The organism is Cytobacillus sp. SAFR-174, assembly GCF_051964675.1.
Lineage (GTDB): Bacteria > Bacillota > Bacilli > Bacillales > Cytobacillaceae > Cytobacillus.
The window spans coordinates 25,718-39,509 of the sequence record NZ_JBQCMZ010000024.1; the positions used below are offsets into that span (position 1 = coordinate 25,718).

A 13,792-nucleotide genomic window follows, 5' to 3' on the forward strand; every position below is an offset into this window, starting at 1 on the left:
TTGAGCAATAAGGGTAAAACCCGGAGATCAAAAGGGAGGTAGGCCCCTTGCTAGATGTAAACAATTTCGAGTATATGAAAATAGGTCTTGCTTCACCGGATAAGATACGTTCTTGGTCACATGGTGAAGTTAAGAAGCCTGAAACGATCAACTATCGTACATTAAAACCAGAAAAAGACGGTCTATTCTGCGAGCGCATTTTCGGACCGACGAAAGACTGGGAATGTCACTGTGGAAAGTATAAGCGTGTTCGATACAAAGGCGTGGTCTGTGACCGATGCGGCGTTGAAGTAACACGTGCGAAAGTCCGCCGTGAAAGAATGGGCCATATTGAACTTGCAGCCCCTGTATCCCACATTTGGTATTTCAAGGGCATCCCAAGCCGTATGGGTCTTGTGCTGGACATGTCTCCTCGTGCACTTGAGGAAGTTATTTACTTCGCTTCTTATGTTGTAACGGATCCTGGCGATACGGCTCTTGAGAAGAAGCAGCTGCTTTCTGAAAAAGAATACCGTGCATACCGTGAAAAATACGGAAACAAGTTCCAGGCATCCATGGGTGCTGAATCCATTAAGAAGCTTCTTTCTGACATAGATCTCAACAAAGATGTAGATACCCTTAAAGAGGAACTGAAAACCGCCCAGGGCCAGCGACGCACTCGTGCAATCAAGCGCCTGGAAGTACTTGAAGCTTTCCGAGGTTCTGGAAATGAACCTTCCTGGATGATTCTCGACGTTCTTCCGGTTATTCCTCCGGAGCTTCGTCCAATGGTACAGCTGGATGGCGGACGTTTTGCCACTTCCGACCTGAATGATCTGTACCGCCGTGTAATCAACCGCAACAACCGTTTGAAGCGTTTATTGGACCTTGGTGCTCCAAGCATTATCGTTCAGAACGAAAAACGCATGCTTCAGGAAGCTGTAGATGCGCTAATTGATAACGGCCGCCGCGGAAGACCGGTAACTGGACCAGGAAACCGTCCGTTAAAATCACTATCGCATATGCTTAAAGGGAAACAAGGACGCTTCCGCCAGAACTTGCTTGGTAAGCGTGTTGACTATTCCGGACGTTCGGTTATCGTCGTAGGACCAAACTTAAAAATGTACCAGTGCGGACTTCCAAAAGAAATGGCATTGGAATTATTCAAGCCATTCGTTATGAAGGAATTAGTGGAGAAGGGCTTAGCCCACAACATCAAATCTGCAAAACGCAAAATTGAAAGAGTACAGCCGGAAGTTTGGGATGTTCTTGAAAGTGTTATTAAAGAGCACCCTGTATTGCTTAACCGTGCCCCAACTCTTCACAGGCTCGGCATTCAGGCATTCGAACCGACATTGGTTGAAGGACGCGCTATTCGTCTTCACCCGCTTGTATGTACTGCTTACAACGCAGACTTTGACGGTGACCAAATGGCTGTTCACGTGCCGCTTTCAGCTGAAGCACAGGCAGAAGCCCGCTTGCTGATGCTGGCAGCACAGAACATTCTGAATCCGAAAGACGGTAAGCCAGTTGTTACTCCTTCTCAGGATATGGTACTAGGCAACTATTACCTGACACTAGAAAGAGCCGGTGCAGTTGGCGAAGGTATGATTTTTAAAGATACAAGCGAAGCGCTGCTTGCTTATCAAAATGGATATGTGCACTTGCATACAAGAGTAGCTGTCCATGCTGGGTCCTTAAATAATCAGACTTTCACTGAAGAACAAAATAAGAAGCTTTTATTGACTACGGTTGGTAAGCTTATTTTCAACGAAATTCTGCCTGAAACATTCCCTTACATTAACGAGCCTACAAAAGAAAACCTTGAGATTGAAACTCCTGTGAAATATTTTGTAGAGCCTGCTACTGATGTAGCTGCCGTTATCAAGGAAATGCCTCTGGTAGATCCGTTTAAGAAAAAAATCCTTGGAAACATCATTGCGGAAGTCTTTAAACGCTTCAAAATTACAGAAACGTCTAAAATGCTTGACCGCATGAAGAACCTTGGATTCAGGCACTCCACAAAAGCCGGTATCACAGTCGGTGTTGCTGATATCGTAGTATTAAAGGAGAAGCAGGAAATTATCCAGGAAGCACAGAGCAAGGTTGATAATGTAATGAAACAGTTCAGACGCGGTCTTATTACTGAAGATGAGCGTTATGATCGTGTTATTTCAATCTGGAGTGCAGCGAAAGATAATATCCAGGCAAAATTAATGAAGTCATTGGATAAATCCAACCCGATCTTCATGATGAGTGACTCCGGTGCCCGTGGTAACGCGTCCAACTTCACTCAGTTAGCAGGTATGCGCGGACTGATGGCCAACCCGGCTGGACGTATCATTGAATTACCGATCAAATCGAGTTTCCGTGAAGGCTTAACAGTACTCGAGTACTTTATTTCCACACACGGTGCCCGTAAAGGTCTTGCCGATACGGCTCTTAAAACAGCTGACTCAGGTTACCTGACTCGCCGTCTTGTTGATGTTGCGCAGGATGTCATCGTTCGTGACGACGATTGCGGAACTGACCGCGGCTTGCTTATCGCATCCCTCAAGGATGGTACTGAAGTCATTGAAGCGCTTGAAGAGCGTCTGATTGGCAGATATGCAAGAAGAAATATCAAGCATCCTGAGACAAATGAAGTGATCGTGCCTGAAAATGGATTGATCACTGAAGATATTGCAGTTGAAATTGTTTCAGCCGGCATTGAAAAGGTATGGATCCGTTCAGCATTCACTTGCAACACCCGCCATGGTGTATGTAAGAAATGCTACGGCCGCAACTTAGCTACCGGCCAAGAGGTTGAAGTTGGTGAAGCAGTAGGTATTATCGCTGCCCAATCCATCGGTGAACCAGGTACACAGTTAACGATGCGTACCTTCCATACCGGCGGTGTAGCAGGAGACGATATCACTCAAGGTTTACCGCGTATTCAGGAAATTTTCGAAGCGCGTAATCCTAAAGGTCAGGCAGTTATTTCAGAGATCGATGGTGTAGTAGTCGGCCTCAACGAAGGACGCGACCGCCAGCAGGAGATTGTTGTCCAGGGTGAAGTTGAGTCTAAGACTTACACAGCACCTTATACAGCCCGCTTAAAAGTAGCTGTAAACGACGAAGTAGTCCGTGGACAGGAACTGACTGAAGGTTCTATTGACCCTAAAGAGTTAATTAAAGTGAGAGATGTAACAGCTGTTCAAGAATACTTGCTGCGTGAAGTTCAGAAGGTATACCGCATGCAGGGTGTTGAAATCGGCGATAAGCACATCGAGGTAATGGTCCGCCAGATGCTTCGCAAAGTGCGTGTAATTGATGCGGCAGAAACAGATGTGCTTCCAGGTACACTGCTTGATATCCATCAATTTACAGATGCCAATGAAAAAGCCCTTCTTGCTGGTAAAATGCCTGCTACAGGACGTCCGGTTCTGCTGGGTATTACAAAAGCTTCTCTTGAAACAGATTCATTCTTATCAGCAGCATCCTTCCAGGAGACAACAAGAGTTCTTACCGATGCAGCGATCAAAGGCAAGCGCGATGAGCTTCTTGGTCTGAAAGAAAATGTAATTATTGGTAAGCTTGTTCCTGCTGGAACAGGTATGCAGCGATACAGAAGAGCAGAACCTTATACAAACGAGGAAGCTGCTGAAGATACTGTTACTGTAGAATAATGTAATCATTGCGGTGCTTGCTTATTTGAAAGCAAGTGCCGCATTTTATAGTGAATAAACGAAATAAAAATCATTTTGCTTGTTGACATTGAAATATGAAGGTGTTACTATAGCAAAGGTGCTCCTATTCACCGGATACTTTGGAGGATGTCGTAAATGTCTTATGATAAAGTATTGCAGGCAAAAAGTATTATTGTAGGAACAAAGCAAACAGTCAAAGCTCTTAAACTGGGAACAATCGATGAAGTCGTAGTCGCCAGTGATGCTGATACTAGGGTTACAGCGAAAGTGGTTAGTACAGCGAATGAGATGAACGTTCCGATTGTGTATGTCGATTCGATGAAAAAACTCGGAAAGGCATGTGGAATCGAAGTTGGGGCAGCAGCTGTTGCCATATCTATTTAAAAACTGTTTTTGTAGATTGGTATCTGCAAGAACTTTGTTTTTGCAACAAAATGAACCACCTGGATGTGTGGGCTTAAACAAATTCGAAGGGAGGAAAAATCAAATGCCTACTATTAATCAATTAGTGCGCAAGCCTCGTCAAACTAAGTCTGAGAAGTCAAACTCACCTGCTCTTAACAAAGGCTACAACAGCTTCAAGAAAGCTCAAACAAATGTAGCTTCACCTCAAAAGCGTGGTGTTTGTACTCGTGTTGGTACAATGACTCCAAAGAAACCGAACTCTGCATTACGTAAATATGCTCGTGTTCGTTTAACAAATGGTATCGAGGTTAATGCTTACATCCCTGGTATCGGGCACAACCTTCAAGAGCACAGTGTTGTTCTTATCCGTGGAGGACGTGTAAAAGACTTACCGGGTGTGCGTTACCACATCGTGCGCGGCGCTTTAGATACTGCTGGTGTTAACAACCGTATGCAAGGCCGTTCTAAATACGGTGCTAAGCGTCCAAAAGCAGCTAAAAAATAATTCTAATTAATAGACAACCATCTTTGAAAGGAGGAACAATCCATGCCACGTAAAGGTCCTGTAGCAAAAAGAGACGTATTGCCGGATCCGATTTACAACTCAAAGCTAGTTAGCCGTCTGATCAACAAAATGATGATCGATGGTAAGAGAGGTAAATCTCAAGCAATTCTTTACTCTGCGTTCGATATCATCAGCGAGCGCACTGGCAAAGAACCAATGGAAGTTTTCGATCAGGCGCTTAAAAACATCATGCCTGTACTTGAAGTTAGAGCACGCCGTGTAGGTGGTGCAAACTATCAGGTACCAGTTGAGGTGCGTCCTGACCGCCGTACTACTCTTGGTCTTCGCTGGTTAGTAAACTATGCGCGTCTTCGCGGTGAAAAGACTATGGAAGAGCGTTTAGCTAACGAAATCCTTGATGCAGCTAACAACACTGGTGCATCTGTTAAGAAACGTGAAGATACACACAAAATGGCAGAAGCAAACAAAGCGTTTGCTCACTACCGCTGGTAAGATATACTGCTTAACTAAAATAACACTCATACTAGGAAGGAGAAAGACCCAATGGCTAGAGAGTTCTCCTTAGAAAATACTCGTAATATCGGTATCATGGCTCACATCGATGCCGGTAAAACAACTACTACTGAACGTGTACTTTACTACACTGGCCGTATCCACAAAATCGGTGAAACGCACGAAGGTGCTTCACAGATGGACTGGATGGAGCAGGAGCAAGAGCGTGGAATCACAATCACTTCTGCTGCGACAACTGCACAGTGGAAAGGCCACCGCGTTAACATCATTGACACTCCTGGACACGTAGACTTCACAGTTGAAGTTGAACGTTCACTTCGTGTTCTTGATGGTGCGGTAGCTGTACTTGATGCACAGTCAGGTGTTGAGCCTCAAACTGAAACAGTTTGGCGTCAGGCTACTACTTACGGAGTACCACGCGTGGTATTCGTAAACAAAATGGATAAAATCGGTGCAGACTTCTTGTACTCATTGAAGACTCTTCATGATCGTCTTCAAGCGAATGCAGCTGCAATTCAATTACCGATTGGTGCTGAAGATCAATTCGAAGGCATCATCGACTTAATTGAAATGAAAGCTACATTCTACGGAAACGACTTGGGTACTGATATCGAAGACCGTGAAATTCCAGCTGAATACGTAGATCAAGCAGAAGAATACCGTGAAAAGCTAATTGAAGCGGTAGCTGAACTTGATGAAGAATTAATGGAGAAATACCTTGGCGGTGAAGAAATCACTAACGAAGAGCTAAAAGCTGCTATTCGTAAAGGTACAGTAAACGTTGAATTCTACCCAGTTATCTGTGGTTCTGCGTTCAAAAACAAAGGTGTTCAAAAAATGCTTGATGCAGTAATCGACTACCTTCCATCTCCACTTGATGTACCTTCTATTAAAGGTACAACTCCGGATACTGAAGAAGAGGTTACTCGTCCTTCAAGCGATGATGCACCATTCTCTGCACTTGCATTTAAAGTTATGACCGACCCTTATGTTGGTAAACTTACATTCTTCCGTGTGTATTCCGGTACATTGAACTCCGGTTCATATGTACAGAACTCTACTAAAGGAAAGCGTGAGCGTGTAGGACGTATCCTGCAAATGCATGCGAATTCCCGTGAAGAGATCTCAGTAGTACACGCTGGAGATATCGCAGCAGCTGTAGGTCTTAAAGACACTACTACAGGGGATACTCTATGTGATGAAAAGAATCTTGTTATTCTTGAGTCTATGGAATTCCCAGAGCCGGTTATCTCATTATCTATCGAGCCTAAATCAAAGGCTGACCAAGATAAGATGACAACTGCTCTGCAAAAACTTCAAGAAGAAGATCCTACATTCCGCGCTCATACTGACCAGGAAACTGGACAGGTTATCATCGCGGGTATGGGTGAGCTTCACCTTGATATCCTTGTTGACCGTATGAGACGTGAATTTAAAGTGGAAGCTAACGTTGGTGCACCTCAGGTTGCATACCGTGAAACTTTCCGCGGTTCAGCTCAGGTTGAAGGTAAATTCGCACGTCAATCCGGTGGACGCGGACAATTCGGTCACGTTTGGATCGAATTTAGTCCTAATGAAGAAGGAAAAGGCTTCGAATTCGAAAACGGAATCGTTGGTGGTGTCGTTCCTCGTGAATACATCCCAGCTGTTCAAGCGGGTCTTGAAGACTCTCTGGATAGAGGAGTACTTGCCGGATTCCCAATGGTTGACATCAAAGCCCGTTTATTTGACGGTTCATACCATGATGTTGACTCCTCTGAAATGGCGTTTAAGATTGCTGCATCTATGGCACTTAAAAACGCTGCGTCAAAATGTAACCCTGTAATTCTTGAGCCGGTTATGAAGGTTGAAGTCGTAATCCCTGAAGAATACATGGGAGACATCATGGGTGATGTAACTTCACGCCGTGGACGCGTTGAAGGTATGGAAGCTCGCGGTAACGCGCAAGTAGTTCGTGCGATGGTTCCACTATCAGAAATGTTTGGATATGCAACTTCATTGCGTTCTAACACGCAGGGACGCGGTACATTCTCAATGCACTTCGACCATTATGAAGAAGTTCCAAAATCAATTTCTGAAGAAATCATCAAAAAAAATAAAGGTGAATAATTGATTTTACCTTTTCAATAAAGTATAACTACTATTGTAGGCTAAAAGCGCTGTGGAAAGGGAAACCTCTCCACGGCATCAAATACTTAACTTTTATAATCTGAAGGAGGAAATTTCAAATGGCAAAAGCTAAATTTGACCGTTCAAAACCCCATGTTAACATCGGTACTATCGGACACGTTGACCATGGTAAAACTACTTTAACTGCAGCTATCACAACTGTTCTTTCTAAAAAAGGCGGCGGTGAAGCACGCGGATACGATCAAATCGACGCGGCTCCAGAAGAGCGCGAGCGTGGAATCACAATCTCAACTGCACACGTTGAGTACGAAACTGAAAACCGTCACTATGCACACGTTGACTGCCCAGGTCACGCTGACTATGTTAAAAACATGATCACTGGTGCTGCACAAATGGACGGCGGAATCCTAGTTGTTTCTGCTGCTGACGGCCCAATGCCACAAACTCGTGAGCACATCCTTCTTTCTCGTCAGGTTGGTGTTCCTTTCCTTGTTGTATTCATGAACAAGTGTGACATGGTTGACGATGAAGAACTACTTGAATTAGTAGAAATGGAAGTTCGTGACCTTCTTTCTGAGTACGAATTCCCTGGTGATGACATTCCTGTAATCAAAGGTTCTGCTCTTAAAGCTCTTGAAGGAGAAGCTGAGTGGGAAGCTAAAATCGAAGAACTTATGGCAGCAGTTGACGAGTACATCCCAACTCCAACTCGTGACACTGACAAGCCATTCATGATGCCTGTTGAGGATGTTTTCTCAATTACTGGCCGTGGTACTGTTGCTACAGGACGTGTTGAGCGTGGACAAGTTAAAGTCGGTGACGTTATCGAAATCATCGGTCTTGCTGAAGAGCCAAAATCAACTACTGTAACTGGTGTAGAAATGTTCCGTAAGCTTCTTGACTATGCTGAAGCTGGAGACAACATTGGTGCCCTTCTTCGTGGTGTTGCACGTGAAGATATCCAACGTGGACAAGTACTTGCTAAACCAGGTTCAATCACTCCACACACTAAGTTCAAAGCTGAAGTATACGTTCTTTCAAAAGAAGAAGGTGGACGTCATACTCCATTCTTCACTAACTACCGTCCTCAGTTCTACTTCCGTACAACTGATGTAACTGGTATCTGTAATCTTCCTGAAGGCGTAGAAATGGTTATGCCTGGAGATAACATCGAAATGACTGTAGAACTAATCGCTCCAATCGCTATCGAAGAAGGTACTAAGTTCTCTATCCGTGAGGGTGGACGTACTGTAGGCGCTGGCGTAGTTGCTACAATCACTGAGTAATTTCAACTAATAAAAACAGATGGGTGACGACCCATCTGTTTTTTTATGTGCTTTCTCAATATTTTAATACATAAAGAGATGAATGGAATAAAAAGCACAATTTCAATTTCAATAATAATTCTTACGGTGCTGCTTGCAATTATAAAGATATCATTCCTCCATTAAAACTCCCGAATAAAACCGCTTTTCTTCTATATATAATCACCACTATATTTTTATATTCAATTACTCACAGTGCAAATAGTTAGACTTCTTCCTATACTATTGAAAACTCAATACACAGCAGTTATAATAGTAAAAGTGTGCGGAACAAAAAGAAATAACATTTACTTGTTGCATTTCATTTATTGTTTCTGTATAATAGACAATGTTGGTCTTTGACTGCGATGATGTGAAAGGTTGCTGACACACCCGGCCGCTTTGCCATGGCGAGTGTGTGGGAAATTTTCACGGAGAATGTCTATATTAAAATAGGCGAAAAGGAGGGAAAATAATGGCAAAACAAAAAATTCGTATTCGTTTAAAAGCGTATGATCACAGAATTCTTGATCAATCAGCAGAAAAGATTGTTGAGACTGCAAAACGTTCTGGTGCGGCTGTTTCAGGTCCGATTCCATTACCAACTGAAAAGTCTATTTACACAATCCTGCGAGCGGTTCACAAGTACAAAGACTCTCGTGAACAGTTCGAAATGCGTACGCATAAACGTCTAATCGACATCGTTAACCCAACACCACAAACGGTTGATTCACTAATGCGTTTAGACTTACCGTCTGGTGTAGATATCGAAATCAAACTTTAATCAATAAATAATCATAAGAAACTTAGGAGGTGTGACTGAAATGACCAAAGGAATCTTAGGAAGAAAGATTGGTATGACTCAAGTATTTGCTGAAAACGGTGATCTTATCCCGGTAACAGTAGTTGAGGCAGCTGCTAACGTTGTTCTTCAAAAGAAATCAGTTGAAACTGATGGATATGAAGCAATCCAGATTGGATTCGAAGACAAGCGCGACAAGTTGTCCAACAAACCTGAAAAAGGGCATGTTGCTAAAGCAAACACTGCTCCTAAGCGCTTCGTACGCGAATTCCGCGGAGCTGATTTAGGACAATATGAAGTTGGTCAAGAAGTCAAAGTTGATATTTTCGCAGAAGGCGATACTGTTGATGTAACAGGAATTTCAAAAGGTAAAGGTTTCCAGGGTGCCATCAAGCGCCACGGACAATCTCGCGGGCCTATGGCTCACGGTTCCCGTTACCACCGTCGCCCTGGTTCAATGGGTCCTGTAGCTCCAAACCGTGTATTCAAAGGTAAATTATTACCTGGTCGCATGGGCGGAGAGCAAGTGACTGTACAAAACCTTGAAATCGTAAAAGTTGATGTTGAACGCAACCTTCTTTTGATCAAAGGTAATGTACCTGGTGCCAGAAAAGCATTAGTAAAAATCAAAAGTGCGGTAAAAGCATAATAATTAAACCGGAAAGGAGGAAAACAGAATGCCGAAAGTAGCATTGTTTAACCAAAGCGGATCTAAAGTTGGTGATATCGAACTTAATGATGCGATCTTTGGTATCGAGCCCAACCAGCACGTATTATTCGAAGCTGTTGTTATGCAAAGAGCTTCATTACGTCAAGGGACTCATAAAACTAAAATTCGTTCTGAAGTAGCGGGCGGAGGACGTAAGCCATGGCGCCAAAAAGGCACAGGCCGTGCACGTCAAGGTTCAATCCGTTCACCACAATGGCGCGGAGGCGGTACTGTATTTGGTCCTGTACCACGCAGCTACAGCTACAAACTGCCTAAAAAGGTTCGCCGTCTGGCAATTAAATCTGCGTTATCTTCTAAAGTATTAGAAGAAAACATCCTAGTATTAGAAGGCCTTGCTTTCGAAGCTCCTAAAACTAAAGACTTTAAAGGTGTATTAACTGGTCTTTCTGTTGATTCAAAAGCACTTATCGTAACTGCTGACCTGGAAGAGAACGTAGCATTATCTGCTCGTAACATCCCTGGTGTAACAGTTGTGTCTGCTTCTGGAATCACTGTTTTAGATGTTTTAAACCATGATAAGCTTATCATGACGAAAGCAGCGGTTGAAAAAGTAGAGGAGGTGCTTGCATAATGGATGCACGCGATATCATTAAGCGCCCCGTAATCACTGAACGTTCTACTGACATTATGGCTGATAAAAAATATACGTTCGAAGTTGACGTACGAGCTAACAAGACTCAAGTTAAAGACGCTGTAGAGCAAATCTTTGGCGTTAAAGTTGAGAAAGTTAACATCATGAACTACAAAGGCAAGTTCAAGCGTATGGGCAAATTCGGCGGATACACTAACAAACGCCGTAAAGCGATCGTTAAATTAACAGCTGAAAGCCAAGAAATCGAGCTTTTTGAAGCTTAATTCACTATAACTAGAAGAGGAGGGAAACGAAATGGCGATTAAAAAGTATAAACCTACCTCTAATGGTCGTCGCGGCATGACGGTTTCTGATTTCGCAGAAATCACGACTAACCAACCAGAAAAGTCTTTACTTGCTCCTTTAAAGAGAAAAGGCGGCCGTAACAACCAAGGTAAGTTGACAGTTCGTCATCAAGGCGGCGGTCATAAACGTCAATATCGTATCATCGATTTTAAACGTACCAAAGATGGCATTCCAGGACGCGTTGCCACAATCGAGTATGATCCAAACCGCTCTGCAAATATTGCACTAATTAACTATGTAGATGGAGAAAAGCGCTACATCCTTGCACCTAAGAACTTACAGGTGGGCATGGAAGTAATGTCTGGTCCTGAAGCAGATATCAAAGTGGGTAATGCACTTCCACTAGCTAACATTCCAGTGGGTACAGTAATCCACAACATCGAATTAAAACCTGGTAAAGGCGGACAATTAGTACGTTCTGCTGGTACTTCTGCACAAGTACTTGGTAAAGAAGGCAAGTACGTATTAGTTCGTTTAAACTCTGGTGAGGTTCGCATGATTCTTGCTGAATGCCGTGCGACTGTTGGTCAAGTCGGAAACGAGCAGCACGAGCTTATTAACATTGGTAAAGCAGGTCGTTCACGCTGGTTAGGCAAGCGCCCAACTGTACGTGGATCTGTAATGAACCCTAACGATCACCCACACGGTGGTGGTGAAGGACGTGCGCCAATCGGACGTAAGTCTCCAATGACTCCTTGGGGCAAACCAACACTTGGTTACAAGACTCGCAAGAAGAACAACAAATCAGACAAATTTATCGTACGTCGTCGTAAAAAATAACGGGATTGTACTACGGTTCCAATTAAGAACCGTAGAGCAATCACGAAGGGAGGTTCAATCATGGGTCGCAGCTTAAAAAAAGGACCTTTTGTTGATGAACATTTAATGACAAAGATCGAAAAGCTTAATGAAACAGAAAGCAAGCAAGTTACTAAAACTTGGTCTCGCCGTTCTACGATCTTCCCACAATTCATCGGACACACAATCGCAGTTTATGATGGTCGTAAACATGTGCCTGTATACATCACTGAAGACATGGTAGGCCACAAGCTTGGAGAATTCGCTCCAACTCGTGCGTACAAAGGCCATGGCAATGATGATAAGAAAACAAGACGTTAATGAGAGGAGGGCATTCTAATGCAAGCTAAAGCTGTTGCAAGAACAGTTCGTATTGCTCCTCGTAAAGCTCGTTTAGTCGTAGATTTAATTCGAGGAAAGCAAGTAGGCGAAGCAGTAGCGATTTTAAACCTTACACCTAAAGCTGCTTCTCCAATCGTAGAGAAAGTTTTAAAATCTGCACTAGCTAACGCTGAGCACAACTACGAAATGGACGTTAACAACCTGGTAGTTGCTCAAGCATTCGTAGACGAAGGACCAACTTTAAAACGTTTCCGTCCTCGCGCTATGGGCCGTGCAAGTCAAATCAACAAGCGCACTAGCCATATTACTATCGTTTTATCAGAAAAGAAGGAGGGATAATCAGTGGGTCAAAAAGTAAATCCAGTCGGTTTGCGTGTCGGGATCATCCGTGATTGGGAGTCAAAATGGTACGCAGGCAAAGACTATGCTGATCTTTTACACGAAGACCTTAAGGTTCGTGAGTACATCACAAAGCGCTTAAGCGATGCTTCTGTTTCTAAAGTAGAAATCGAACGTGCTGCTAATCGCGTGAACATCACTATCCACACTGCGAAACCAGGAATGGTTATCGGTAAAGGTGGTACTGAGGTTGAAGCACTTCGCAAGTCACTTAACTCATTAACTGGCAAGCGTGTTCACATCAACATTCTTGAAATTAAAAGAGCAGATATCGATGCGAAATTGGTTGCGGAAAACATTGCTCGTCAATTAGAAAACCGCGTATCTTTCCGTCGTGCTCAAAAACAAACTATTCAACGTGCAATGCGCGCTGGCGCTAAAGGTATCAAAACAATGGTATCTGGTCGTTTAGGCGGTGCTGATATAGCTCGTTCAGAATCATACAGCGAAGGAACAGTTCCACTTCATACTCTTCGTGCTGATATCGATTATGCTGCAGTTGAAGCTGATACAACTTACGGTAAATTGGGCGTAAAAGTATGGATCTATCGTGGAGAGGTCCTTCCTACGAAGAAGAAAACTGGGGAAGGAGGCAAATAATATGTTATTGCCAAAGCGCGTAAAATATCGTCGTGTACACCGCGGAAAAATGCGTGGTCAATCAAAAGGCGGAACTGAAGTAAACTTCGGTGAATATGGCCTTCAAGCTCTAGAAGCTTCTTGGATCACTAACCGTCAAATTGAATCTGCACGTATTGCAATGACTCGTTACATGAAACGTGGCGGTAAAGTTTGGATTCAAATTTTCCCACACAAGCCTTACACTGCAAAGCCTCTAGAAGTCCGCATGGGTTCTGGTAAAGGTGCTCCTGAAGGATGGGTAGCAGTTGTAAAGCCTGGTAAAGTAATGTTCGAAATCGCTGGTGTATCTGAAGAGATCGCTCGTGAAGCATTACGTCTTGCAGCACACAAACTTCCAGTTAAGTGCAAGTTTGTAAAACGAGAAGAAATTGGTGGTGAATCAAATGAAAGCTAATGAAATTCGTGACCTTACCACTGCCGAAATTGAACAAAAAGTAAAATCATTAAAAGAAGAGCTTTTCAACCTTCGCTTTCAATTGGCGACTGGACAACTTGAAAACACAGCTCGCATTCGTGAAGTACGCAAAGCGATTGCCCGCATGAAAACTGTTATTCGTGAAAGAGAAATCGGCTTTAGCAAGTGATATTGAGAGGAG

General features: G+C 43.4%; 16 protein-coding genes. All 16 read left to right on the forward strand.

Annotated elements, in window-relative coordinates; translation table 11 throughout:
* Positions 1–47 precede the first annotated feature (47 nt).
* The 16 genes from rpoC to rpmC all read left to right on the forward strand — a co-directional run bounded on the left by rpoC (position 48) and on the right by rpmC (position 13,780).
* Complete coding sequence (rpoC, locus tag ACTHRG_RS19915; RefSeq protein ID WP_076262032.1) at positions 48–3,647, forward strand: DNA-directed RNA polymerase subunit beta'; 3,600 nt, start codon at positions 48–50, stop codon at positions 3,645–3,647.
* Positions 3,648–3,803: 156 nt separating this feature from the next.
* A complete protein-coding gene (locus tag ACTHRG_RS19920) occupies positions 3,804–4,052 on the forward strand; it encodes a 50S ribosomal protein L7ae-like protein (protein ID WP_440231854.1) in 249 nt (82 codons plus the stop codon).
* A gap of 103 nt (positions 4,053–4,155) precedes the next feature.
* Complete coding sequence (gene rpsL, locus ACTHRG_RS19925; RefSeq protein WP_009336562.1) at positions 4,156–4,578, forward strand: 30S ribosomal protein S12; 423 nt, start codon at positions 4,156–4,158, stop codon at positions 4,576–4,578.
* 42 nt (positions 4,579–4,620) lie between these two features.
* Positions 4,621–5,091 carry a 30S ribosomal protein S7 gene (gene rpsG, locus ACTHRG_RS19930; protein WP_009336565.1) on the forward strand — a complete coding sequence of 157 codons (471 nt, stop codon included), beginning with the start codon at positions 4,621–4,623 and terminating at the stop codon, positions 5,089–5,091.
* Positions 5,092–5,142: 51 nt separating this feature from the next.
* A complete protein-coding gene (fusA, locus tag ACTHRG_RS19935; RefSeq protein ID WP_440231855.1) occupies positions 5,143–7,221 on the forward strand; it encodes an elongation factor G in 2,079 nt (692 codons plus the stop codon).
* A 119-nt stretch (positions 7,222–7,340) separates the two neighbouring features.
* Complete coding sequence (gene tuf / locus ACTHRG_RS19940; RefSeq protein ID WP_076262039.1) at positions 7,341–8,528, forward strand: elongation factor Tu; 1,188 nt, start codon at positions 7,341–7,343, stop codon at positions 8,526–8,528.
* Between the two features lie 493 nt (positions 8,529–9,021).
* The gene (gene rpsJ / locus ACTHRG_RS19945; RefSeq protein WP_009336571.1) at positions 9,022–9,330 is read left to right on the forward strand and encodes a 30S ribosomal protein S10; all 309 of its coding nucleotides are present in this window, start codon (positions 9,022–9,024) and stop codon (positions 9,328–9,330) included.
* 40 nt (positions 9,331–9,370) lie between these two features.
* On the forward strand, positions 9,371–9,997 hold the full coding sequence (gene rplC, locus ACTHRG_RS19950; protein WP_035332300.1) for a 50S ribosomal protein L3: 627 nt from the start codon (positions 9,371–9,373) through the stop codon (positions 9,995–9,997).
* A gap of 28 nt (positions 9,998–10,025) precedes the next feature.
* Positions 10,026–10,649, forward strand: coding sequence for a 50S ribosomal protein L4 (rplD, locus tag ACTHRG_RS19955; RefSeq protein ID WP_076262042.1), 624 nt, complete (start codon positions 10,026–10,028; stop codon positions 10,647–10,649).
* Positions 10,649–10,933, forward strand: coding sequence for a 50S ribosomal protein L23 (gene rplW / locus ACTHRG_RS19960; RefSeq protein ID WP_035332296.1), 285 nt, complete (start codon positions 10,649–10,651; stop codon positions 10,931–10,933). The genes rplD and rplW overlap by 1 nt, the downstream gene beginning before the upstream one ends.
* 31 nt (positions 10,934–10,964) lie before the next feature.
* Positions 10,965–11,795: a 50S ribosomal protein L2 gene (rplB, locus tag ACTHRG_RS19965; RefSeq protein WP_035332294.1), complete on the forward strand. Its 831-nt coding sequence runs from the start codon at positions 10,965–10,967 to the stop codon at positions 11,793–11,795.
* A 60-nt stretch (positions 11,796–11,855) separates the two neighbouring features.
* Positions 11,856–12,134, forward strand: a complete 279-nt coding sequence (rpsS, locus tag ACTHRG_RS19970; RefSeq protein ID WP_009336580.1) for a 30S ribosomal protein S19 — start codon at positions 11,856–11,858, stop codon at positions 12,132–12,134.
* Between the two features lie 18 nt (positions 12,135–12,152).
* On the forward strand, positions 12,153–12,494 hold the full coding sequence (gene rplV, locus ACTHRG_RS19975; protein WP_009336582.1) for a 50S ribosomal protein L22: 342 nt from the start codon (positions 12,153–12,155) through the stop codon (positions 12,492–12,494).
* A 3-nt stretch (positions 12,495–12,497) separates the two neighbouring features.
* On the forward strand, positions 12,498–13,154 hold the full coding sequence (gene rpsC, locus ACTHRG_RS19980; RefSeq protein WP_076262044.1) for a 30S ribosomal protein S3: 657 nt from the start codon (positions 12,498–12,500) through the stop codon (positions 13,152–13,154).
* Between the two features lies 1 nt (position 13,155).
* The gene (rplP, locus tag ACTHRG_RS19985) at positions 13,156–13,590 is read left to right on the forward strand and encodes a 50S ribosomal protein L16 (RefSeq protein WP_048011516.1); all 435 of its coding nucleotides are present in this window, start codon (positions 13,156–13,158) and stop codon (positions 13,588–13,590) included.
* A complete protein-coding gene (rpmC, locus tag ACTHRG_RS19990; RefSeq protein WP_009336588.1) occupies positions 13,580–13,780 on the forward strand; it encodes a 50S ribosomal protein L29 in 201 nt (66 codons plus the stop codon). Before rplP ends, rpmC begins: the two co-directional genes overlap by 11 nt.
* Positions 13,781–13,792 lie beyond the last annotated feature (12 nt).